At 59.9% G+C, this 22,459-nt stretch carries 19 protein-coding genes, 1 pseudogene and 1 riboswitch; of the genes and pseudogenes, 13 read left to right on the top strand and 7 right to left on the bottom strand.

Going from position 1 to position 22,459, the window contains the following annotated elements; all coding sequences use genetic code 11:
• Window positions 1–5 precede the first annotated feature (5 nt).
• The gene (locus ACRER8_RS03805; RefSeq protein WP_431745019.1) at window positions 6–1,721 is read left to right on the top strand and encodes an amidase; all 1,716 of its coding nucleotides are present in this window, start codon (window positions 6–8) and stop codon (window positions 1,719–1,721) included.
• Window positions 1,722–1,820: 99 nt separating this feature from the next.
• On the opposite strand, the gene ACRER8_RS03800 is transcribed toward ACRER8_RS03805, so the two are convergent.
• Entirely contained in the window at window positions 1,821–2,702 is an 882-nt protein-coding gene (locus tag ACRER8_RS03800; protein WP_431745018.1) for an aldo/keto reductase family oxidoreductase, read from the bottom strand.
• A gap of 111 nt (window positions 2,703–2,813) precedes the next feature.
• On the opposite strand from ACRER8_RS03800, the gene ACRER8_RS03795 reads away from it, so the two are divergent.
• Window positions 2,814–3,710 (top strand): LysR family transcriptional regulator, encoded by an 897-nt coding sequence (locus ACRER8_RS03795; RefSeq protein ID WP_431745017.1) that lies wholly within the window; start codon window positions 2,814–2,816, stop codon window positions 3,708–3,710.
• Between the two features lie 340 nt (window positions 3,711–4,050).
• Window positions 4,051–4,821, top strand: coding sequence for a class I SAM-dependent methyltransferase (locus ACRER8_RS03790; RefSeq protein ID WP_431745016.1), 771 nt, complete (start codon window positions 4,051–4,053; stop codon window positions 4,819–4,821).
• 238 nt (window positions 4,822–5,059) lie between these two features.
• Here the strand turns inward: ACRER8_RS03790 and ACRER8_RS03785 are convergent, their stop codons facing one another.
• A complete protein-coding gene (locus tag ACRER8_RS03785; protein WP_431745015.1) occupies window positions 5,060–5,914 on the bottom strand; it encodes a LysR family transcriptional regulator in 855 nt (284 codons plus the stop codon).
• 74 nt (window positions 5,915–5,988) lie between these two features.
• Between ACRER8_RS03785 and ACRER8_RS03780 the strand changes: the two are divergent.
• Window positions 5,989–6,921, top strand: a pseudogene (locus ACRER8_RS03780) (DMT family transporter); the annotation flags it as partial.
• 206 nt (window positions 6,922–7,127) lie between these two features.
• Here ACRER8_RS03780 and mntP read toward each other — a convergent pair.
• From mntP to ACRER8_RS03765, 3 genes are all read right to left on the bottom strand, one after another.
• Window positions 7,128–7,694, bottom strand: a complete 567-nt coding sequence (gene mntP / locus ACRER8_RS03775; RefSeq protein WP_431745014.1) for a manganese efflux pump MntP — start codon at window positions 7,692–7,694, stop codon at window positions 7,128–7,130.
• Window positions 7,695–7,699: 5 nt separating this feature from the next.
• Window positions 7,700–7,866: riboswitch (yybP-ykoY riboswitch) on the bottom strand.
• Window positions 7,867–7,965: 99 nt separating this feature from the next.
• On the bottom strand, window positions 7,966–9,156 hold the full coding sequence (locus ACRER8_RS03770; RefSeq protein WP_431745013.1) for a GAF domain-containing sensor histidine kinase: 1,191 nt from the start codon (window positions 9,154–9,156) through the stop codon (window positions 7,966–7,968).
• Window positions 9,157–9,392: 236 nt separating this feature from the next.
• Window positions 9,393–10,283: a pseudouridine synthase gene (locus ACRER8_RS03765; protein WP_431745012.1), complete on the bottom strand. Its 891-nt coding sequence runs from the start codon at window positions 10,281–10,283 to the stop codon at window positions 9,393–9,395.
• Window positions 10,284–10,853: 570 nt separating this feature from the next.
• Between ACRER8_RS03765 and ACRER8_RS03760 the strand changes: the two genes are divergently transcribed.
• Window positions 10,854–11,120, top strand: a complete 267-nt coding sequence (locus tag ACRER8_RS03760; protein WP_431745011.1) for a hypothetical protein — start codon at window positions 10,854–10,856, stop codon at window positions 11,118–11,120.
• 51 nt (window positions 11,121–11,171) lie between these two features.
• Here the strand turns inward: ACRER8_RS03760 and ACRER8_RS03755 are convergent, their stop codons facing one another.
• Window positions 11,172–11,423 carry a glutaredoxin family protein gene (locus tag ACRER8_RS03755; RefSeq protein WP_431745010.1) on the bottom strand — a complete coding sequence of 84 codons (252 nt, stop codon included), beginning with the start codon at window positions 11,421–11,423 and terminating at the stop codon, window positions 11,172–11,174.
• A gap of 292 nt (window positions 11,424–11,715) precedes the next feature.
• Window positions 11,716–12,924: an ammonium transporter gene (locus ACRER8_RS03750; RefSeq protein WP_431745009.1), complete on the bottom strand. Its 1,209-nt coding sequence runs from the start codon at window positions 12,922–12,924 to the stop codon at window positions 11,716–11,718.
• A 356-nt stretch (window positions 12,925–13,280) separates the two neighbouring features.
• Between ACRER8_RS03750 and ACRER8_RS03745 the strand changes: the two genes are divergently transcribed.
• The 8 genes from ACRER8_RS03745 (at window position 13,281) to ACRER8_RS03710 (ending at window position 22,359) form a co-directional block, all read left to right on the top strand.
• On the top strand, window positions 13,281–13,595 hold the full coding sequence (locus tag ACRER8_RS03745; protein ID WP_431745008.1) for a DUF883 family protein: 315 nt from the start codon (window positions 13,281–13,283) through the stop codon (window positions 13,593–13,595).
• Between the two features lie 5 nt (window positions 13,596–13,600).
• Window positions 13,601–13,987, top strand: a complete 387-nt coding sequence (locus ACRER8_RS03740; protein WP_431745007.1) for a phage holin family protein — start codon at window positions 13,601–13,603, stop codon at window positions 13,985–13,987.
• Window positions 13,984–14,325 carry a hypothetical protein gene (locus tag ACRER8_RS03735; RefSeq protein ID WP_431745006.1) on the top strand — a complete coding sequence of 114 codons (342 nt, stop codon included), beginning with the start codon at window positions 13,984–13,986 and terminating at the stop codon, window positions 14,323–14,325. The genes ACRER8_RS03740 and ACRER8_RS03735 overlap by 4 nt, the downstream gene beginning before the upstream one ends.
• Before the next feature lie 118 nt (window positions 14,326–14,443).
• Window positions 14,444–15,607, top strand: coding sequence for an EAL domain-containing protein (locus ACRER8_RS03730; RefSeq protein ID WP_431745005.1), 1,164 nt, complete (start codon window positions 14,444–14,446; stop codon window positions 15,605–15,607).
• Between the two features lie 85 nt (window positions 15,608–15,692).
• Window positions 15,693–17,027: a deoxyguanosinetriphosphate triphosphohydrolase gene (locus ACRER8_RS03725; RefSeq protein WP_431745004.1), complete on the top strand. Its 1,335-nt coding sequence runs from the start codon at window positions 15,693–15,695 to the stop codon at window positions 17,025–17,027.
• A gap of 285 nt (window positions 17,028–17,312) precedes the next feature.
• Window positions 17,313–17,711: a response regulator gene (locus tag ACRER8_RS03720; RefSeq protein ID WP_431745003.1), complete on the top strand. Its 399-nt coding sequence runs from the start codon at window positions 17,313–17,315 to the stop codon at window positions 17,709–17,711.
• Window positions 17,712–18,094: 383 nt separating this feature from the next.
• Window positions 18,095–18,718 (top strand): response regulator transcription factor, encoded by a 624-nt coding sequence (locus tag ACRER8_RS03715; protein WP_133748794.1) that lies wholly within the window; start codon window positions 18,095–18,097, stop codon window positions 18,716–18,718.
• 8 nt (window positions 18,719–18,726) lie between these two features.
• Entirely contained in the window at window positions 18,727–22,359 is a 3,633-nt protein-coding gene (locus ACRER8_RS03710; RefSeq protein ID WP_431745002.1) for a transporter substrate-binding domain-containing protein, read from the top strand.
• Window positions 22,360–22,459: the final 100 nt, after the last annotated feature.

Below are 22,459 nucleotides of genomic sequence, written 5' to 3'. Positions count from 1 at the left end.
ACAGCATGATCGAAGTCACTGAAGTCTCCATTGCCCAGCTTCGAGCCGCGCTGGAGTCAGGCCAAACGACCTCGGTCGAACTGGTGCAGGCCTATCTGGCGCGGATCGACGCCTACGACGGTGCCGATACCGACACCGCGCTCAATGCCGTTGTGGTGCGAAACCCCGATGCAGTGAAAGAGGCCCAGGCCGCAGACGCGCGTCGGGCGGCCGGTCAGGTGCTGGGGCCGCTGGACGGCATTCCCTACACCGCCAAGGACAGCTATCTGGTCAAGGGCCTCACCGCAGCGTCGGGAAGCCCGGCCTTCGCCGACCTGATCGCTTATCGCGACGCCTTCACCATCGAACGCCTGCGTGCCGCCGGTGCAATCTGTCTGGGCAAGACCAACATGCCGCCGATGGCCAACGGAGGCATGCAGCGCGGCGTCTACGGTCGCGCGGAAAGCCCGTACAACGCGGACTTCCTCACCGCCCCCTTCGCTTCCGGCTCCTCGAACGGCGCAGGCACAGCGACTGCTGCCAGTTTCGCGGCGTTCGGTCTGGCCGAGGAAACCTGGTCCAGCGGGCGTGGGCCGGCGTCCAACAACGGACTGTGCGCGTATACGCCTTCACGTGGCGTGATTTCAGTGCGCGGCAATTGGCCGCTGACGCCGACCATGGACGTGGTCGTGCCGTTTGCCCGGACCATGCCCGACCTACTCGAAGTGCTTGACGTGGTGGTAGCCGAAGACCCTGACACCCGTGGCGACCTCTGGCGCTTGCAGCCTTGGGTGCCGATTCCCAGCGTCGCCTCGGTGCGTCCCGCGTCTTACGCCGAGTTGGCGGTAAAAGCCGACGCACTGGCGGGCAAGCGTCTTGGCGTGCCGCGCATGTACATCAACGCCGACCCCGAAGCGGGCACCAGCGATGCCCCCGGCATTGGCGGCCCGACCGGGCAACGCATCAATACCCGGCCCTCGGTGATCGGGCTTTGGCAAGAGGCGCGCATGGCCCTCGAAGCGGCTGGCGCCGAAGTGATCGAGGTCGATTTCCCGCTGGTGTCCAACTGCGAAGGCGATCGCCCTGGCGCACCGACCGTGTTCAATCGCGGAATCGTGTCCAAGGAATTCCTGCACCACGAGTTGTGGGACCTCACCGCTTGGGCGTTCGATGACTTCCTGCGCGCCAACGGCGATCCGAAGCTGAACCGACTGGTCGATGTCGATGGCCCGAAAATCTTCCCTCACGACCCTGGCACCCTGCCCAACCGCGAAGGCGATCTGGCCGCGGGCATGGATGAATACGTGCGCATGGCCGAGCGCGGCATCACGCCCTGGAACGAGATCGATACCCTGCCAGACGGCCTGCGTGGTCTGGAAAAAACCCGGCGCATCGACCTCGAAGAATGGATGGATCGGTTGGGGCTGGATGCGGTGTTGTTTCCGACGGTGGCGGACGTTGCGCCCGCCAATTCGGATGTCGACCCTCAATCGGCGGACATTGCCTGGAGCAACGGGGTGTGGGTCGCCAACGGCAACCTCGCCATTCGTCATCTGGGCGTGCCGACCGTCACCGTGCCAATGGGCCTGATGCCCGATATCGGCATGCCGGTGGGGCTGACCTTCGCCGGTCGCGCCTATGACGACTCGACGCTACTGCGCCTGGCGTCGGCGTTCGAGTCGACGGGGAACAAGCGCCAAGTGCCGCCGCGCACCCCGCCGTTGTCCTCCGGTAATCCGTGACAACGGCGCTGTTCCCTTCGCCGCAAAACCTGTAGCGGCACGGTTTTTCGGCGGAGGCGCCCATGATCCGAGTCCCGCGAGCCTTTGGCCTGCCTATGATCAAACCACCGTGCCTGATCCAGCCACCGCGTCCAGTTCGGGCAACAACTCGGGCGCGATCTTCAGCTCACCGGCGGCCAGATTCTCCCGCAAGTGCGCCACTGAAGACGTGCCTGGAATCAGCAGGATATTGGGCGCGCGCTGCAGCAGCCAGGCCAGTGCCACATTGAGTTGCGACGCATCCAGACGTTGAGCGACGCTGCTCAGAACGTCCGATTGCAACGGAGTGAAGCCCCCGAGCGGAAAGAATGGCACGTAGGCGACGCCCTGTTTGGCCAGATCCACAATCAACTGCTCGTCGGTGCGATGTGCCAGGTTGTAGTGGTTCTGCACACAGACCACTTCTGCGATGCCCTGCGCCTCTTTCACTTGCGCAGCGCTGACGTTGCTCAGGCCCAGATGGCGAATGAGTCCTTGCTGCTGCAGTTCGGCCAGCGCGGTAAATTGCTCTGCGATGGATTCCTCACCCGGCGAATGCAGGTTGCCCCACGCGCGCAGATTCACCACTTCCAGCACGTCCAGCCCCAGGTTGCGCAGGTTGTCATGTACCGCCTGAGTCAGTTCGGCAGGGCTTTGCGCAGGGTTCCATGAGGCATCATCACCGCGTTTTGCGCCGACTTTGGTGACAATCGTCAGATCGTCGGCATAGGGATGCAGCGCTTCTCGGATCAGTTGGTTGGTCACGTGAGGACCGTAGAAATCGGAGGTGTCGATGTGATTCACGCCTAGCGCCAACGCCTCGCGCAACACGGCGACGGCGGCCTTTGCATCTTTAGGCGGCCCGAATACGCCCGGTCCGGCCAATTGCATCGCGCCGTACCCCATGCGATTCACGGTCCGGTCGCCGATCTGGAAAGTACCTGCTTTGCTGGCGTCGCTCATATCGTTGCCTCTATCAAGGTGGGTTCGACCACTATAGGCGTTGACCCATCGATCGATAATCAGGTGCAATCGGCACGGGCTGTACGGCTGATCGGACAATGGTGGGAACTGATGGCGATGGATATTCAAGACCTGATGGCGTTCGTGGCCGTGGTCAGGGCCGGTGGTTTTCGTGAAGGTGCGAGAGCGAGCGGCAAATCTGCGTCAAGCCTGAGTGATGCGGTGCGGCGCATGGAGTCGGGCCTTGGCGTGCGCCTGCTCAACCGCACCACCCGCAGCGTGGTGCCCACCGAAGCAGGCGCGCGGCTGATGGAACGTATCGTGCCCGCGCTTGGCGAGGTTGAGTCAGCACTGGATGTGGTCAATGACTTTCGCGATAGACCTTCCGGCACCCTCAAACTCAATGTCCCAGCCAGCGCCGCCCGGCTGGTGTTACCCGCGATTATCACGCCTTTCCTGCAGGCGCATCCCGATATCCGTCTGGAAGTCATCGTCGAGGAAAGCTTCGTCGACATGCTCGCTGCAGGCTGCGACGCCGGAATTCGCTACGACGAACGCTTGGAACAAGACATGATCGCCGTGCCCATCGGGCCCCGCTTTCAGCGCTTCGCCACAGCCGCCGCCCCGGCCTATCTCGACGCAAGAGGCCGCCCACAACACCCGCGAGATCTGCTCGAGCACGCCTGTCTGCGGGGCAAATTCCCCAGCGGCTCGATGCCTTTGTGGGAATACGAAAAGAACGGTGAAATCGTACGCGTCGACCCGACCGGCCCTTTGGTCGTCAACATCGCCGGCGCCGTCGACCTCGCCGTGCAAACCGCCATCGACGGGCTGGGCGTGGTCTTTCTATTCGAGGATTGGCTGCGCCCGCACCTGGAAAGCGGCGCACTGGAACCGGTGCTCGAACCTTGGTGGCAGACGTTCAGCGGCCCGTTCCTCTACTACCCAGGTCGCCGATATCTGCCCTCGCCATTAAGGGCGTTTGTGGATTTCATAAAGAACGGTTGAAGCGGCTGGTGCATTTGCTGGTGTGTCTCTAACGCAAACAAGAGTTTTCAGGGCTGGAGATGCTGTAGCTGTAGCAGCATGGCCTGCGATGGCGTCCCTGAGAGCGCTGCCGCCGGCAAGCCGGACTGCTCGTATGTCGTTTCGGTACCAAGGGAAAATGCCAAAGCTCATACAAGCGCTGCGTACCTGTAGGAGTCAGGCGGCGCTTGAAAGAACGCCATCGCCAGGGCAACGAGGGTATAAGCGCTTTTACGCAACCGTGCTGCTACACAGACTGCGGTGGGTCTGCGATTTGCCGCATAATGCGCCGGCCACTTTTTCACCAAGAGGATCGCTGACCATGCCAGTCGTTCACAAAGCAGCTCAGGTGGGGTTTTCAACGCAAGCGGGCACTTACAACCAAGGGAGGCCGGATTATCCCGATGAACTGAGTTCATGGCTCAGGCACACGCTAGGCATCGACGTTCAGTCGTCGGTGGTGGATCTGGGCGCGGGGACCGGCAAGTTCACCCGGTTGCTCAAACCGCTGACCGATCACGTGACCGCTGTGGAACCGGTGGAGCCCATGCGTCAGGAGTTCGCCAAGAGTCTTCCCGACACGCCTATTGTCCACGGCACCGCCGAGTCCCTGCCCCTGGCCGATGCCAGCGCCGACGTGCTGGTCTGTGCCCAGGCCTTCCACTGGTTTGCCAATGAGACCGCTCTGGCCGAGATACATCGCGTGCTCAAACCTGGTGGTCGTCTCGGCCTGATCTGGAATGTGCGCGACGAGTCGGTGGACTGGGTCGCCGAAATTACCCGGATCATCACCCCTTACGAAGGCGACACCCCACGCTTTCACACCGGCAACTGGCGTCAGCCGTTCAACGGGCGCTATTTCGCGCAGCCTGAACTTACCTGCTTCAACTATGCGCATTCTGGCCCTGCCGAGACTGTGATCATGAACCGCTTCCTGTCAGTGAGCTTCATCGCTGCATTGCCGGATCCCGAAAAGGCCGCGATCACCGAGCAACTGCGTGAGCTGATTCGGACGCACCCTGCCCTTCGCGGCCGCCAGACCATCGAATTCCCGTACCAGACCCAGGCCTACCTGTGCCGCCGGCTTGATTGATTGATTGATTGATTGATTGACTGAAGCGAAACACGGTGACGATTATTCGCCGTAAATCGTTCACCGGCGAGCGCCCGTTGGCTGTGCTGCACATCGTCAACATGAGCGGCATCACCCCGCGCCTGCACTGGACCAGCTCCAAAGCGCAGTGGAATTTCCGCCACGTAGATCACAAGTGGCGGACATCTTCCTGTAGCAGTACGGCTACACACGTGCACGTGCCAGCGTCGTGGTGCAGCTACATCCGAAAATACTGCTGCATCGCCCGGGAAAGCAGGTCCACCGCTTCGTCCCCCTGCGAAGCCTGGCTGCGCAGGAACACCACCTCATGCTCGGCGATAACTGGCAACCCTTCCAGAATCTGCATGTGTTCGGTGACTTTGGCGCGGTCAATCAAGCTGATCCCCAGCCCTGCTTCCACGCACGCCTTGACCGCTTGATTGGAAGGGCTTTCGAGCACGATGCGTGATCGGCGGCCCGCCTCTCTCAGGGAAGCGATCATGGCTTGCCGGTAAGGGCATTGCGGGGCATGGGCGGCCAGGGGCAACGGATCGATCAGGGCAAGACTGGTGTTGGCCGGCCCCACCCAGACCGGTGTAGTGGCCACCAGCACCTGCGCCTCCGGCCCTGAATATCCTTTGGTCTGCGCAACGACAGCGGCCTGCAACTTGCCGCGCTGTACCTGCTCTCTTAGCGCATGACTCGGTGCAGTCGTGAGTTCCAGCACGACATTCGGCCATGCTGTCGTGAAGGTGGGCAGAATGTCCCGAATGACATGCGGCGCGTACTCGTCGGGCACACCCAGCGTTATTCGTCCCGCAAGGTCGGTGCCGTGCAGGTCGGCCAGCGCCTGATCGTGGGTGCGCAGCAGTTCGGTGGTGGACACCAGGAGGCGCTTGCCCAGCACGGTCAGCGAGACCGACTGGTTATCGCGGTTCAGCAGTCGGCCGCCCGCGACCGTTTCGAGGCGCTGGATATGCACGCTCACCGCCGCTGGGCTTTTATGGAGTTGCTCTGCTGCGGCACTGAACTTGCCGATGCGCGCGACTGCATGAAAGGTGCGGACAAGTTCGATATCGAGGACTGCGTTCATGGTTTAACCTTTGTGAACAACTGCTGCAGTTTATTTTGATTTATTAGACTACTCCGGTTCCGTAGCCTTTGGGAATGAACCAGCACACATCGATCTCAGACAACACACGGGCCAGATCCAGCTGGCGCCAGACACTTCCACTGCCACTGCTCGAGGCAGCATTGGTGCTGACGTGGAGCTCAGGATTCATTGGCGCACGATTGTCCATCGACTACGCCCCGGCGCTGCTAGTGGTGTTCTGGCGCTGCGTGATCGTCAGCCTCATATTGTTTCCTTTCGTCGCCAGGCAACTGCGTCAGACAGCCTTCGGCACCCTGCTCAAAAATGCTGGAATCGGCCTGCTGGCCATGGCCGGCTACCTGGCGGGCGTCACCCAAGGCATCGCGCTGGGCGTCCCGGCTGGGCTGGCTGCGCTGTTCGCCGACCTGCTGCCGCTGGGCATGGCATTGCTGGCGGCGGTGGTGCTTGGCGAACGACTGGTGCGTCAGGTCTGGGAGGGACTGGTTATCGGCCTGGCCGGAGTGGTATGGGTGACCCACGGCGCATTGGCCTGGGGCAGCGCGCCGTTGTGGGCGTACGGCCTGCCACTGGCGGGCATGTTGTCATTGGCCGTGGCGACCCTGTGGCAAAAAAACGCGGGCACTTCGCGGTCAATGGGCCTGCTGCCAAACCTGTGGCTGCAATGCTTCGTCTCCAGCTTTGCATTCGCTGCCATCGAAGGCATGCGCGGCAGTCTGGTGCCAATTCCGAGCACAGGCTTCGCGCTGAGTGTGCTGTGGACCGTGGGCCTGTCGACCATCGGCGGTTACGGGCTTTACTGGATTTGCCTGCGTCGCGCCACCGCAACGCGCGTCGCCAGCGTGTTGTACCTCAGCCCGCCCGTTACCATGCTGTGGGCCTGGGCCATGTTCGATGAGCCCTTGTCCTGGCAAATGGCGGGCGGAATGGGAATTTCCGGGGTCGGAATCTGGCTGGTCGTGCGCGCGGAAGCCCGGCAGGCGAACAGCGCCCCACAACGAACAGCACAGCCTCGGCCCAGCGCTGATCGATCAGGCAGCAACGAGGCAGCCATTCCCGAATGCGAGGGTTGAAGATCGCCTTGCCTCAGTGAGCGTGCTGAGCGTGTGCAGTCGTTTGGGCGCGGGTGTGGACGTCGCCGGTGTGACCTTCTCCGCTGTGAGATTTATGGTTCGAGTGCGTTGTTATTCACGAATCAGGCGGCCGACAGATGCTCATAAAGGATGGTCGCGCCGACCATCATCAACACAATGCCGCCAACAATCTCGGCGCGCTTGCCGACCACCGTTCCCAGCACCCGGCCGAGCATTACACCAAGGGTAACCATGACCAGGGTGGCGATGCCGATCGCCGCAGCCGCAACCAGGATATTCACGTCAACGAACGCCAGCCCGACACCCACCGCCAGCGCATCGATGCTGGTGGCAAACGCGGTGACCGCCAGAATCAGAAAGGAGTGTCGGTCAGGCTTCTCTGATTCTTCATCATCGTGCCTGAAGCCGTTGTAGATCATGTGCAGTCCCAATCCCAGCAGCAACACGAAGGCGATCCAGTGATCCCAGTTCTCGACGAAACGGCTAGCCACCTGACCGACGCCCCAGCCGACGATAGGGGTGATGCCTTCGATGACACCGAAGATCAGACCGGTGCGCAAGGCTTCGGTCAGACGCGGTCTGTGCAGGCTGGAGCCTTTGCCGATAGCCGCCGCGAAAGCGTCCGTGGACATGGCCAGCGCGACGAAGATGAGGGAAATCGGGTTCACGGATTACGTCCAGTCGGGCTCTGAGTCAACGACGCAACCACACGCCCGACTTAGGCATGGATGCATCGTTGGTCTCGCCAACCCGAAGGTGTCCGCGCCACGGCATGCAGCCGAGAATGTTGACGCGAACGCTCTGAACCGGGGGTCAAGAGCAGGCTACTCCCCAACAAGGGCCGCCACTATAGGCATATTCATGTGAAAAAAATATAAACAGTCTTTGTTTTACCACTGCCCCCCCGGCGACCAGGGCTGCGACCCGCCGCCCGGTGTCTCATTCAAGCCTGGCCGGAAAACGCGCGACGAAGCAGGTGCCCTGTTCAATCGATGAACTGACAGAAAGCGTACCCCGATGGCCATTCATGATCTGCGCGGCGATGTACAGCCCAAGGCCCAGCCCTTCTTCTCTGGAGCCCGCTTCGGAGCGTTTGAATGGCTCAAATAGCAACGGCATCGATGCCTCGGGGATGCAGACTCCCTGATTGGTGACCGACAGCACGAACTCGCCGCCGTCCATATGCGTCGTGACCTCAATGGGAAATTCCCGTGTCCCGTGCTTGACAGCATTGCCCAGCAGGTTCGACAGCAGCTGGCCAATGCGCGCCGGATCACAATAAATGCCGGAAGGGATAACCATGTTCTGATGAATCTGCGTGTCAGGCTCCGACGCACAGATCTCGGCCACTACCGAATTGAAAACGCTTTGCAGGTCATCGACCATCGTTCGCCGCACCGGAATACCGCCGCCGAGCTTGCCACGGGCGAAATCCAGCACGTCTTCAATCAGCGCGCCCATACGCTGCGAGCTTTTGCGGATGGCGCTGGCCAGGCTGCGCTCGCGCTTGTCGTCAAGCCGGGTTTCAAGCAGATCGGCACTCATGCGGATAGCGCTGAGCGGTGTGCGCAGGTCATGACCCAATACCGCGATGAACTGCTCGCGCAGGCGCCCCGCTTCAGTAGCATCGGCCAGCGCGCTTTCGGATCTTTCCAGGTCCTGCTGCAAGTCCAGCTGCATCGCGATCAGTTGGGCGAACAGGGTCAGGGTCTTGAGCACAGCGTTTTCATCGAAATGCGCGGGCACGGTATCGATGGCGCACAGCGTGCCGAAAAATTCGCCATTGGCCTTGACGATGGGGATCGAGGCGTAGCTTTCCAATTGATAGGTTTTAGGGGTGTGGTGCAGCGAATACACCGGGTGTTCGCTGGCATGGGTGAAGAGCACTGGCTGGCGTTTCTGCCGTATCTCATGGCAGATGGTCGACTCCAGCACCAGTTCGCCACCGGGTTGGAGGCCGAAATCGATCGAGTCATCGACAGCGCATACCACCCAGCGCCGGTCCGTGACTCGCGCCACCGCAGCGAAGCGCATGCCGGTCACGTGCTTGACCATGCTCAGAATGATCGGAACGGCATCGATCTTCGCCACGGAGGCGATGTCTTGAGCAAACGCAAAGGTGTCAGGCATAACGGTCGCCGCATGAAGGGTGGATGAGCAACGTGTTCGTTACCGCTGGGAGGACTTGTCGCGCAGGGATCTTAACCCAATTCCCGGCTTGCTGTTTGTCGCGGGACACACGCCGGCAGCCGAGAATCTGATTCTCGGCCGCAGGGGCAGTTGCACGCAACCTACTCAACGCTGAATACGCCCCGCCGCTACAGGCGGCACGCCGGACTGCTACAGCTGCAGTAGAGAACCCGAAATCACCAATCCAGCTTGATCCGGCTCTCGAAGAACCGCTCTTCGTCGGTCAGCGGATCGACGAAGCGCAACCCCTGCGCCAGCAGCTTCAGCGGTTTGTCATAGTCATCCACCGCGTCCTTGATCACATCCGGGTAAAACGGGTCGTTGCAGATCCCCGCCCCGAGCGCCGCCATGTGCACCCGCAACTGATGCTTCTTGCCGGTCACCGGATACAAACCGTAGCGCCACAGATCGCCGTTGCGCTCGCATACCTCGATGCGGGTCTCGGTGTTGCTCTGCCCTTGCCCTTCCTGCATACGAAAGAACGGCTCGCCATCCACCAGGCGGCTCTTATGTACCCTGGGAAATTCAAGCTCGGGCAGCGCGCGGGCAATGGCTTCGTAGCGCTTGTCAATCTGGCGGGTCGGGAACAGCGCCTGATACGCCGAGCGGCTCTGCTTGTCGGCGGAGAACAGCACCAGGCCTGCGGTATGGCGATCGATGCGGTGCAACGGCACCAGATCGGGGTTGTCCAGGGTGCGAATCAGCCGGCGCAGCAGGGTCTGCTCGACATATTCCCCGGCAGGCGTCACGGGCAGAAAATGCGGTTTGTCGGCAACGACCAGATGCGCGTCCGCATACAGAATCTGCTCCTGCACCGGGATCGGCGTCTCATTGGGCACCTCGCGAAAATAATGAATGCGCAGACCCTCGCGATAAGCAAGATCTTCGGCGATAGGCTTGCCCTGGGCATCGAGCACTCGGCCGCGGGCGATCCGGTCCAGCCACTGTTCCCGGCTGATCGCACTGAACCGCTCGCACAGGCAATCAAGCACAGTGAGCCAGGGACCCGGCGGCAGATAAAGGGTACTGGCCTGACGCGCGGCAGGAATGAAAACGGATTCGGACATGGGCAACTCAGGATCGAGGGATGGCTGACACGGCAAGCCCGGCATTATCGCCCAGCCCCATTACCTTGCGCGAGCCGGTCGGCATTCGCGATGCCCCGCCTGTAGCAGCATGGCTTGCCGACGGTAGCGATTCAAAATGCCTTATCGCCGGCAAGCCATGCTGCTACAGATGCGTGCCTCATTTCATAAATGATTCGATAACCTGCATTTTCATATTGCAACAGTCATAGGCGACGATTTGTCGCAGCCCTGAGACGTACCAGTTGTCAGACATCTACATGACAGCTGTAGAAGCGGAAAATGATTTGTTCTAAAATGTTTCTAACTCGGCAAGCAGGCGCGAAACCGAATCGACATGGCCCAGGTCTTGATCGAAATCGAAAACGCCTGCAAGACCTGAACTCATAAAAAGAAAGCCCGTCCTCGACGGGCTTTTTTCGTTTTCAGCGTTTGTTCAGCGCCTGGACGCGCGAACGCCGGACTTACAACGTCGGCACTGAAGACTCGAGACACCCCGGTGTCCTGCACTGCCCACGACAGATTTTGTATTTCAACTTTGAGGTTATGCACATGCTGGTACAACTGTTTCAATGGATCAAACGCCTTTCCACCGGCACCCCGGCCGAAAGCGAAGAAGGCTACTCGCAATCTTTTTCCGATGAAGAAAACGACGTAGGCCGCTGGACGTTCATGTCGGTGTTCATTGTCTTCACCCTGAGCCTGTACATCGTCGCCGGCCTTGGCTACTACGCCAAAGTCCACGTATGGGACGGCATGAGCGAAGCGCAGAAAGAAGCGGTCGCCAAAGCGATGGTCGTCGACACTCAGTACCTCTGAAGCAATGTTGCACCGACGTCTCAGGGTCATGCTGACCGGGAGTCTCCCGGCTCAGCCCTTGACCTGATCGCGCAAGAACATCACCACCTGCCCGGTGTCGAACGGCCAGTCCAGCTCGGCACCGGTGTCAGTGCGCCTCAGTACCGGAATACGCAAGCCATAAATGTCGTGCATGGCTTCGCTCTCGGCAATATCCACCAATTCGACCAACAGGCCATGCTCCACCAGGGGCATCAGCTCGGCCTCGGCGACTTCGCATAAATAGCAACCCAGTGTTCCGAACAGTTGGCATTCCGGTGGCATGTCCTGACCCTCCGCGTGCAGAGCTAACGCTGGAGGGTCAGTTTAGGCCCGCCCGGAAACAGCGTCGAGGCGCAAGCGCTGTCTGGAAAAATCGTTGTCGATCAAGCAACAGCTTCTCGAATCCGCCCTATTCCACCCAGCCGTAACACGGCGACGGCGAATCAAACGACAATCCTGCAAGCACCGACCCTATAGCAGCACGGCTTGCCGACGGCAGCGATCCCAAGGACCGTCACCGCTGGCAAGCCTTGCTGTTACAGAGAATCGATCATCCGGAGGTTCGCCCCCCCAATCAGTCGTGACTGACGGCACCGATCTTGTGAATCGACAGGTCTGCACCGTAGTACTCCTGCTCCTGGCTGAGTCGCAGCCCCAGGCACAGCTTGATCGCGCCATAGACCAGGAAGCCCCCGGCCAGCGCAATCAGCACACCGAGTGCGCTGCCGATCAACTGGCTGATCAGGCTGACGCCGCCCAGACCGCCCCAACCGGCCTGGCCGAAGATGCCACAGGCAATCCCGCCCCAGACACCGCACAGGCCATGCAGCGGCCAGACACCCAGCACGTCGTCGATCTTCCAGCGCACCTGCGCGGCGGTGAAGCACCAGACGAACAGCGCGCCAGCGATGAGCCCGGTGATCAAGGCTCCGACCGGATGCATCAGGTCGGAGCCGGCACATACCGCCACCAGCCCGGCCAGCGGGCCGTTGTGCAAGAAGCCCGGGTCGTTGCGCCCGACGATCAGGGCGGCGACAGTGCCCCCGACCATGGCCATCAATGAATTGACCGCCACCAGCCCGCTGACGCCATCCAGGGTCTGCGCGCTCATGACGTTGAAACCGAACCAGCCGACTATGAGGATCCACGAGCCCAACGCCAGAAACGGAATGCTTGAAGGCGGATAGGCCACCAGCTTGCCGTCGCGATACCGACCGTTGCGTGCACCGAGCAAAGTCACTGCCGCCAGCGCCAGCCAGCCTCCCATGGCATGAACCACTACCGAACCCGCGAAGTCATGGAAAGCGGCGCCAAAGGTCCGCAGCAACCAGGCCTGCAGACCGAAGTTGCCATTCCACGCCATGCCTTCGAAGAACGGGTAAACGAACGCCACGATCAGCACCGTCGCGCATAACTGCGGCGCGAAGCGTGCGCGTTCGGCAATGCCGCCGGAGATGATCGCTGGGATGGCCGCAGCGAATGTCAGCAGGAAGAAGAACTTTACCAATCCATAGCCATGATCGGTGGCCAGCACGCTCGCAGGCTGCAGGAAGCTGACCCCGTAGGAAATCCAGTAACCCACAAAGAAATAAGCGAGGGTCGACACGGCGAAATCGCTGAGGATCTTGGATAACGCGTTGACCTGGTTCTTCTGCCGGACTGTGCCGACTTCCAGAAAGGCGAAACCGGCGTGCATGGCCAGAACCATGACCGCACCGATCAAGATGAACAGGGTATTGGAGCTGTGGATCAGGGTGTCCACCGCGCTTTGCACATTTTCCATCGAGGGGCAGGCCTGCAAGTCATGAAAAGCACCAAAGCAGGACAACCTCCCCTGTTGAGCGCGCCGATAGCACCAAACTGGCGCGGCACGCAGTCGATATGAACCGATTTGGCGCACACCGGAAGACAGAAGAATTGAACGCCAGGGCGTCTTTTTTTGGTTTTATGGTTTTGGATCAATGTTTCGGCGTTTCGCCGACCGACGCGCTCCGCATTGGAGCGCTGTGCCTCCCTGGCGCACCACTGAGAAGCAAAAGCTGTACCAGCCGTTGGAAGTGCAACTTGCGGCAATTCAAATGAACCTTCAGGAATAGGCCATACTCGAAAGCCAATATCGCAAACCCTACGGAGAACACTATGGCTCGCCCAACAGCAGAGAAAGCCCAGGACGTTTTGATGTCAGATTTCCAGACGCTGGTTGCCGACACGGAAAAGTTGCTGGCGCACACGGCCTCTCTGGCCGGTGAACAGGCTGACGAGCTGCGCGACCAAATCAACGAAAGTCTGGTGCGCGCGCGTGAAACGCTGGCCGTGGCAGAAGCCACCCTGCGCGAGCGCAGCAAGGAAGCAGTGGTTGCGACCGAAGAATATGTACAAGCCAATCCATGGCAGTCAGTGGGTATCGCCGCGGGTGTCGGCTTCCTGCTGGGTCTGCTGGCTACCAGGCGCTGACCGATATGACGCCAGGAACAGGTCCTTCCGAGACCGACAACACGTCCTCGCCCCGCCGCTTGGGGGCAGCATTTCTGGGCCTGCTGCACAGCCATGTCGAGCTGTTCGGCATCGAGTTGCAGGAACAGAAAGCGCGCACCGTCAGCCTGTTGTTGTTTGCAGGGCTGGCGCTGGTATTCGCGTTGCTGCTGCTGATCGGTCTGTCGGCGCTGCTGCTGATTCTGGTTTGGGACAGCTATCGCCTGACCGGCATCATCGGCCTCTGCGCGTTTTATACACTCGCCGCATTGTTCTGCGCGATGCGCCTCAAAGCCGCGATTTTCGATGAATCCTCGCCGTTTCATTCCACCCTGGAAGAACTGGCCAATGACCGCGAGCGACTGATGCCATGAGTACGCCTGATTCGCCCCAGACTCATAATCGTCGCGAACTGCGCAAGGCGCTTATACGCCTGCGCATGGAAATGCACCGCCAGGAGATCCGTCACGAATCGGCGCAATTGATGCGACCCCTGCATCGAATGCGCGGAATGGCCCATGACCTGCCCGGCTCGTTGGGCATCAAGCATGCGCCGCTGTGGGGTGTCGGAGCAGTATCGCTTCTGGGTTTCCTCACCGGTAAAGGCGCGCGCAGCAAACGCACCGGTAACGTCACTCGGCTGATCAAACTCAGCGCCAGTCTCATGCCAATCATCAGACTCATCATTCAGAGTTCCGGTCGACGCCGCTGAGCTGGCCATTTGGCTGCAATCTTGCAAACAAACCCTATCCGCCTCTTTGCCCCATGATTCACATGGGGTGAAGCGGCGGTGTCCGCCTGAATAACCCATTCGCCATTAAGGAGGCCATGTGATCGATGGGCAACCGCTAGCGTGCTTTCAGCCGTTCATCGATACCGCTACTGGCCGTATTGCAGGCGTTGAAGCATTGGGACGCCTGCGTCAAGACGATGGTCGCCTGCAGTCCGTAGGCCCTCTGTTCGCCGACCCGAAAAGGCCCGCAGCCGAACTGCGGCGTCTGGACAGATTGATTCGCGACAACGCCCTCGGACGGCTGCATGAAGTTCCGAATGACTGGTTTCTGAGCCTCAATATTTCCCCCCGCTGGATCAGTCGCATGCGCCCCGGCCAGCCGCTGCCCAGCCTCACGCAACTTCAGCAACACGGTATCGCCGCGCAACGAATCGTTTTCGAAATCACTGAACTGAGCGGCGACAGCCAGCGCCTGAGCGAGGTAGTGGCACGCTATCGTGACGCGGGCGCACGCATTGCCATCGACGACTTCGGTGCCGGTTACTCCCAGCTCGACCGCGTGCTGGCGTTACAGCCCGACATCCTCAAGCTCGACATGCGTCTGTTCCAGGCCGCTGCACGCGGTGGTCCGAGCAGCGATGTGGTCAAGGCGCTGGCGCAGATGGCAGAAAAGACCGGTTGCTGGATTATCGCCGAGGGCGTTGAAACCGAAGCGGAGCTGAATTTCGCTCTGGAATGCGGTTCTCGCTATGTTCAGAGTTTTCTCTTCGCCCAGGCCGAGGAAGATTTTTTCGCCGCCGACGCCTTCGTCGAACGCTTCGCCGAACTGCGAGATCGTTATGTGATGCAAAAGGTGGTGGATCGCGAGCGCTGGATGAGCCTGCGCAAGCAGCTTAGTCAACTCATGCAGCGACTGCAGGCGTGGGCCGAAGGCGACGCGCCACTTGCGAATCTGCCGGATGTGGCGGACTACCCCTGGCTGCTGCGCTTTTATCAGTGCGACCGACATGGCACGCAACTTACGCCGAACCTGGAGTTGCGCAACGGCGCGTGGATCGCCGATACCCGCTACATGGGGCATAACTGGTCCTGGCGCCCGTACTTCTACCACCTGCTCGCCGAGGGTTGGCACGAGCGCCGCCTGACTCTGTCCAACACTTATCGCGACGCCACCAGCAACCAGTACTGCCTGACGGCGGGACAGTTCTTCAACAACGGCCAGCGTCTGCTGCTAATTGACGTCGACGCCGCAGGCTTTTGATTCTTCGATGTCGCGATCTTCTGCTTGCAGCCCAGTGGACTAACCGGGAAGCTAGGCCGGTAATCACCCCGACGGAGTACCGGCCTTGGATTGGCAGACACTGCTCACCCGCGAGCGCCTCGGCAAGACCTTGCACAGCCCTGAAGAGTTGGGGCGCAGTCCGTTCCACAAAGACCATGACCGCATCATATTTTCCGGCGCCTTCCGCCGCCTCGGACGCAAGACCCAAGTCCACCCGGTGACCAGCAACGATCACATCCACACGCGCCTGACCCATTCGCTGGAAGTCAGCTGCGTCGGTCGCTCATTGGGCATGAGGGTTGGCGAGACCCTGCGCAGCGCCCTGCCCGACTGGTGCGAACCGAGCGATCTGGGCATGGTCGTGCAATCGGCCTGTCTGGCCCACGACATCGGCAATCCACCCTTCGGCCACTCCGGCGAAGACGCGATCCGCAACTGGTTCAAACAGGCGGCAGGACGGGGCTGGCTCGACGCGATGAGTGAAGTCGAACGCAATGACTTTCTCAATTTCGAAGGCAATGCCCAAGGCTTTCGCGTGCTGACGCAACTGGAATATCACCAGTTCGAAGGTGGCACCCGCCTGACCTACGCCACCCTGGGGACATACCTCAAGTACCCGTGGACCGCGCGGCATGCCGATTCGCTGGGCTACAAGAAACACAAGTTCGGCTGCTACCAGAGTGAGCTGCCGATCCTTGAGCAGATCGCCCACAAACTCGGGCTGCCGCAGCTGGAGGAGCAACGCTGGGCGCGGCATCCACTGGTGTACCTGATGGAGGCTGCCGACGACATCTGCTATGCGCTGATCGACCTCGAAGACGGGCTGGAAATGGAGTTGCTCAGCTATCCGGAAGTCGAATCCCTGCTGCTCGGACTGGTAGGCGATGACCTCCCTGAGACCTACCGCCAGCTTGGCCCCGACGACTCACGTCGGCGCAAGCTGGCGATCCTGCGCGGCAAGGCCATCGAGCACCTGACCAACGCTGCCGCGCGCGCCTTTGTCGAGCAGCAGGACGCCTTGCTGGCGGGGACGCTGCAGGGCGATCTGGTGGAACACATGCATGGTCCTGCCAAACGCTGTGTGCTCAGCGCAAAGGACATGGCCCGCAAGAAGATCTTCCAGGACAAACGCAAGACGCTTCACGAGATCGGCGCCTACACCACGCTGGAGATCCTGCTCAATGCGTTCTGCGGTGCGGCGCTGGAGCAATACGGCGGGCACACGCCGTCATTCAAGAGCCGACGCATTCTCGATCTGCTGGGCAACAACGCACCCGACCCGAGCTGGCCGTTGCACACCTCGTTCCTGCGAGTCATCGATTTTATCGCGGGCATGACCGACAGCTATGCCAGCGAGATGGCCCGGGAAATGACCGGACGCTCAGGTCCTCTCCAGTAGACCAATGCCTGTAAGGCAATGCTGAAAGCCCGAAATCCTAACGGAGATCGGGCTTTTCTTTTCACGCGCCAAAGAAAAGAAAACCTAATCTTAGGAAGCGTCCTACACGGAAGCCGGAAATACCCTATCGCTGCCCTAAGACCGCTACCGAATAATCCGCCAGCCCGTTAACGCTGGCGACCCAACCCCTTACCAGCCCAAGCATCTTACCCACGCATGCTCCCGTCGAGCGCCTCGCCCCGCGCCAGCGTCTCGCCGAGCCCACCGCCCCTCCAGGAAAGCCCGATGTCCAGACACAGTCTTCGAATTCTGCTGGTAGAGGATCACCCGTTTCAACTCATCTCTCTGCAAATCCTGCTCAACAACCATGGGCTCTATCTGGTAACGCCTGCCCTGAATGCCGCCGAAGCACTCGCAGCGCTCGAGCGCAGCGCCGAGCCCTACGATCTGCTGCTGTGCGATCAGCGTCTGCCAGACATGAGCGGTATCGAACTGATCGACGTCGCCGCTCGACGCGGCCTGATCCGCCACGCCGTACTGCTGAGCGGCCTTGAACCGTCGCAGCTGCTCGACATCGAAAATGAAGCCATCAGAAACGGCGTTCCATTACTTGGTTGTCTTATCAAGCCATTGAATACGCTCGAACTATTGCGCCTTGTTGCATCTGCGCCAAGTGAACGCTGAAACCTTCAAGACATCTCATCGACTGTTGCGCCGCTACCAACTTAATAACGAACTGTATTTCCGGCTTTAGGAATGTCGTGGTATTGGGACAGGCAGCGTCATAGCAAAAATACCTTCCGGTTTAATTATGTAGCCGGTGCCTGACATTAATGTAGGATCATTCCGAATAGAAATAAACACTCGTTTCCTGATAACTTTTCACGTATCAACAAGCCTCGATTTTTTTAAACGTTTTCAGCCGCCCTGGGTATTGACGTACGGTAAGACTCTAATTTTTGTAGGATCTTTCCTATATATGGCTGTGAGCCCGTTCCGTTCATGCGCGCCTTCCAGCATCTGAGATAAGGTGCGCGCTTTCTTCGCTGCTCGTTATGGATTGAATTATGAACACAGTTTTTATCATCGATGATCATCCTGTCATTCGCCTCGCCATCCGGATGCTGCTGGAAAACGAAAATTACGAGATCGTCGGCGAGACTGACAACGGTGTGGATGCCATGCAGATGGTGCGCGAATGCATGCCGGACCTGATCATCCTCGACATCAGCATCCCCAAGCTGGACGGGCTCGAAGTGCTGGCTCGCTTCAACGCAATGAACCTTCCATCGAAGATCCTGGTATTGACCGCGCAGGCGCCGAGTTTATTTGCAATACGCTGCATGCAGTCGGGTGCAGCCGGATATGTATGCAAGCAGGAAGACCTCAGTGAACTTGTCAGTTCTGTCAAAGCCGTACTCTCCGGCTACAATTATTTCCCAAGCCAGGCGCTCGGGGTATCCGCCGGCGACGGTGACCCGAACGAACTGGAGCGTTTCAAACTGGTCAATGATCGCGAATTGATGGTCCTTCAATTATTTGCCCAAGGGCGAACAAACAAGGAAATTGCCAAGGGTATGTTTCTCAGCAACAAGACTGTGAGCACTTACAAAACCCGTTTAATGCAAAAACTCAAAGCCAAGACTCTGGTAGAACTTATCGAGATGGCAAAACGCAACTCCCTAGTGTGAGAGATAGGATGTCGAAGGGGTTAAAGGACTATTGGATTGCGATTGTAGTTGTGTGCCTGAGCATCAGTGCACCGGCCCAGTCGGCAGGAGCCGAACGCTATACCCTGCTGAGCCGCGCCAATCCGGCGCACATGGATGTCACGCTGGATCGGACCCAGTGGCAATGGGTGCGCGACAAGCGCGAACTGATTCTGGGCACATCCTCGCCGGACTACCCGCCTTTTGACATGACCCTCACAGGTCGCGACTACGAAGGCTTCACCGCCGACTACGCGGGCATTCTGGCACGGGCCCTGGATCTGCCGATCAGGGTTCTGCGCTACGAGTCACGAGACGAGGCGATCGCGGCTCTGCTCAGGGGGGAAGTTGACCTGCTGGGCAGCGCCAATGGCTACGAAGCTGCTGCCTCCGATCTCAAACTGTCATCGCCTTACGCCGTGGATCAACCGGTGCTGGTGACCCGCACGGGTGAAACCCGGGGCTTGACCGACGGCCTCAACGGCCTGCGCCTGAGCATGGTCTACCACTATCTTCCCCCCGAGGAAATCAGCGCCCTGTATCCGAAGGCCAGCCTGCAGACCTTCCCTTCCTTTCAAAGCGCGATCAACGCAGTCGCATTCAACCAGGCGGACGTTTTTCTGGGCGATGCCATCTCCACTCATTACGTGATCAACAAGGGCTATCTGAACAACGTACAGATGGCCAACTTCGGCAAGCATGAACCCAACGGTTTCAGCTTTGCCGTGAAGGCTGACAACACTGCGTTGCTGGATATGATCAACCTGATCCTCAAGGGCATTCCCATCGAGGAGCGTATTGCCATTTCCAAGCGCTGGGGCGCAGGTACCGATCTGCTGCTCACCGATCAGAAACTGCAGCTGACCCAGCGCGAGGAGCGCTGGATCGCGCAGCATCCCACGGTTCGGGTGGTCATCAACGATGCCTACGCACCCTTGACCTTCTTCGACGCCAACGGCAATTTCCGCGGGGTCACCGCCGATCTGCTGGATCTGATAAAACTGCGCACCGGGTTGCGATTCGAGGTCAGCCATGCCCCGAACATGCGCGACATGATGAATCGGCTCGCTCAGGGTCAGGCCGACCTGATCGGCGCTATGGTGCCCAGCGACGAGCGCGAAAACCGTTTCAACTTCAGCCGCCCGTACATGGACAATGCCTTCGTCCTGGTCACCCGCAAGGCAACGTCCAGCCCCTCCAATCTCGATCAGCTGGAAGGCAAACGCGTCGCCCTCACCTTGGGCAGCCCGGTGCTCGAATATCTGCAGCAGGCCCATCCGCGCATCTACCCGGTGGAAGTCGACAATCCGGCCCAGGCCCTGGACATGCTGGCTCACGGTCGGGTCGAAGGTGCCGTCACTTCTTTGTTCAGCGCCAGTTATTTCATCTCATCACGGGGGCTGAGCGACGCCCTGCAAATGCGAGTGACAGTAGGCCGTGAGCCCGCGCGTATCGCGATGGCGACCTCCCGCAATGCCACCGAGTTGAGCGGCATCATCGACAAGGCGCTGTCGAGCATCGCTCCGGAAGACCTTGCCGTGATCAACAATCGCTGGCGCAGCTATATGCCTACCGGACGCGGCGCATGGAAAGACTATCAGTTGCTGGTCTACCAGATCGTCATTGGCGCCGGGCTATTGCTGCTGGGCTCTCTTGCCTGGAACGCGTGGATGCGCCGCCAGATAAAGCAACGGGAACGCGCCGAGCGGGCCTTGGGCGATCAGTTCGAATTCATGAGCGCACTGGTCAACGGCACCCCCCATCCGATCTACGTGCGCGATCGCGCCGGGCTGTTGCAGATGTGCAACGAGAGCTACCTCACCGCGTTCTCGGCCAAACGCGAAGAGGTGATCGGCAAAAGCATTCTCGACGGCGCTCTGAGCGACATTCAGGAGGCCCGGCAGTATGTGGCGGATTACCAGCAAGTGATGGCTGACGATACGCCGCTGATCCTCGATCGCTCGCTGCACATTGGCGAGCAGTCACTGACTATCTATCACTGGATCCTTCCGTTTCGAGATTCGCTGGGCAAGGTCCAAGGCATCATCGGCGGCTGGATCGACATCAGCGAGCGACGCCAACTGATCGAGGAACTGCAAGCCGCCAAGCAACAGGCCGATGATGCCAACCGAGCGAAAAGTACTTTTTTGGCAACCATGAGTCATGAGATACGCACGCCGATGAATGCGGTCATCGGCATGCTGGAACTGGCCCTCAAACGCGCCGATCAGGGGCAACTGGATCGCCCTGCCATCGAGGTGGCATACAACTCGGCCAAGGATCTGCTGGACCTGATCGGCGACATCCTCGATATCGCCCGCATCGAATCCGGACGCCTGACCCTCAGCCCCGAGCGGGCCAATCTGCGTCAGTTGGTGGAATCGGTGGTCAGGGTGTTCGACGGCCTCGCCCGACAAAAAGGTCTGGCCTTGCAAATGGACCTGGACAGCCGGATCAACATCGACGTGCTGATCGATCCACTGCGTTTCAAGCAGATTCTTTCCAATCTGATCAGCAATGCCATCAAGTTTACGCAGCAAGGGCATATCCGCATTGGCCTGCAGGCGGAAGACTCGACCAACGAACAACAGATCCGCCTGCAGGTCGTCATTCAAGACAGCGGCATCGGCATTACGCCGGAAGATCAGGCTCGACTCTTCGCGCCTTTCGCCCAGGCCGACAACAGCGGGCAACTGGCAAGGACGGGCGCCGGGCTTGGGCTGGTCATCTGTCGCAATCTGTGCGAGATGATGGGAGGAACCCTGACCCTCGACAGCGAGCCTGGCAAGGGGACTCGAGTGCAGATGCTGTTCGAGCTGACCTCACTGGACCCGCTGGCCATTCTTCCGGTTCTGCGGGACAGCAGCGAACACAGCGCAGCGCCTTTGGATATTCTGGTGGTCGACGACCATCCAGCGAACCGCCTTTTGCTGTGCCAGCAGCTGGAGTTCCTCGGGCATCGCTGCGATGTCGCAGACCAGGGGGCTCGCGGGCTGGAGCATTGGTTGGCGCGGCATTTCGATCTGGTGATGGTCGACTGCAACATGCCGGTCATGAATGGCTACGACCTGACCCGGGCGATACGCTCTCACGAACGCGACCATGAGCAGCAGCCCTGCACTGTGCTGGGTTTCACTGCCAACGCTCAACCCGAGGAAATACAGCGCTGCCGGGAGGCCGGGATGGACGATTGCCTGTTCAAGCCGATCAGCCTTACCGCGCTGAACGAGCGGCTTTCGCGGATTGGCGCAGGGCAGCGATACCGGGGTCAGCAGACTGAACATCCGCCATTCGATATGGGAAGCATCGTGGCACTGACCGGGAATCGGCCGGAGATGATCGAGCATTTGATCAGTCAGTTGATCAGCAGTTGCCGGGATGATGCCAGGGAGTTGAGTGAGGTCAGCGCCCGGGAAGACCGGCAGGAAATTCGTGATGTAGCCCACAAGATCAAGGGCGCGGCGCGGATCATCAGTGCCGTTGAGGTGATCGATCTGTGCGAGCGGTTGGAGGAGGCTTGTGATGATGACATGCCGACGACAGCGGTGAACGGCCATGCGCAGGCGTTGAAAGTGGCGATGGAGAGACTTGAGCGGGGACTTGTGAAGCATCGCAGACCGTAGAAGTCGCGACGCTTTGACCAACGTCATACGGCTCACCGACGACGCGGCTCGATTGCGAACGTTGCAATCGCGACAACGCAAATATAAAAAGCCCAGCTGT

Origin of the sequence: Pseudomonas sp., assembly GCF_050739935.1 — a bacterium.
In the GTDB taxonomy this organism is placed as follows: domain Bacteria; phylum Pseudomonadota; class Gammaproteobacteria; order Pseudomonadales; family Pseudomonadaceae; genus Aquipseudomonas.
This window is presented reverse-complemented; position numbering and strand designations above follow the sequence as displayed.

Bases quoted from the DNA above. Each gene is read 5' to 3' on its own strand.
- ACRER8_RS03805 (WP_431745019.1), top strand. From the start codon at position 6: ATGATCGAAGTCACTGAAGTCTCCATTGCCCAGCTTCGAGCCGCGCTG.
- ACRER8_RS03800 (WP_431745018.1), bottom strand. From the start codon at position 2,702: ATGAGCGACGCCAGCAAAGCAGGTACTTTCCAGATCGGCGACCGGACC.
- ACRER8_RS03795 (WP_431745017.1), top strand. From the start codon at position 2,814: ATGGCGATGGATATTCAAGACCTGATGGCGTTCGTGGCCGTGGTCAGG.
- ACRER8_RS03790 (WP_431745016.1), top strand. From the start codon at position 4,051: ATGCCAGTCGTTCACAAAGCAGCTCAGGTGGGGTTTTCAACGCAAGCG.
- ACRER8_RS03785 (WP_431745015.1), bottom strand. From the start codon at position 5,914: ATGAACGCAGTCCTCGATATCGAACTTGTCCGCACCTTTCATGCAGTC.
- ACRER8_RS03770 (WP_431745013.1), bottom strand. From the start codon at position 9,156: ATGCCTGACACCTTTGCGTTTGCTCAAGACATCGCCTCCGTGGCGAAG.
- ACRER8_RS03765 (WP_431745012.1), bottom strand. From the start codon at position 10,283: ATGTCCGAATCCGTTTTCATTCCTGCCGCGCGTCAGGCCAGTACCCTT.
- ACRER8_RS03760 (WP_431745011.1), top strand. From the start codon at position 10,854: ATGCTGGTACAACTGTTTCAATGGATCAAACGCCTTTCCACCGGCACC.
- ACRER8_RS03755 (WP_431745010.1), bottom strand. From the start codon at position 11,423: ATGCCACCGGAATGCCAACTGTTCGGAACACTGGGTTGCTATTTATGC.
- ACRER8_RS03750 (WP_431745009.1), bottom strand. From the start codon at position 12,924: ATGGAAAATGTGCAAAGCGCGGTGGACACCCTGATCCACAGCTCCAAT.
- ACRER8_RS03745 (WP_431745008.1), top strand. From the start codon at position 13,281: ATGGCTCGCCCAACAGCAGAGAAAGCCCAGGACGTTTTGATGTCAGAT.
- ACRER8_RS03740 (WP_431745007.1), top strand. From the start codon at position 13,601: ATGACGCCAGGAACAGGTCCTTCCGAGACCGACAACACGTCCTCGCCC.
- ACRER8_RS03735 (WP_431745006.1), top strand. From the start codon at position 13,984: ATGAGTACGCCTGATTCGCCCCAGACTCATAATCGTCGCGAACTGCGC.
- ACRER8_RS03720 (WP_431745003.1), top strand. From the start codon at position 17,313: ATGTCCAGACACAGTCTTCGAATTCTGCTGGTAGAGGATCACCCGTTT.
- ACRER8_RS03715 (WP_133748794.1), top strand. From the start codon at position 18,095: ATGAACACAGTTTTTATCATCGATGATCATCCTGTCATTCGCCTCGCC.
- ACRER8_RS03710 (WP_431745002.1), top strand. From the start codon at position 18,727: ATGTCGAAGGGGTTAAAGGACTATTGGATTGCGATTGTAGTTGTGTGC.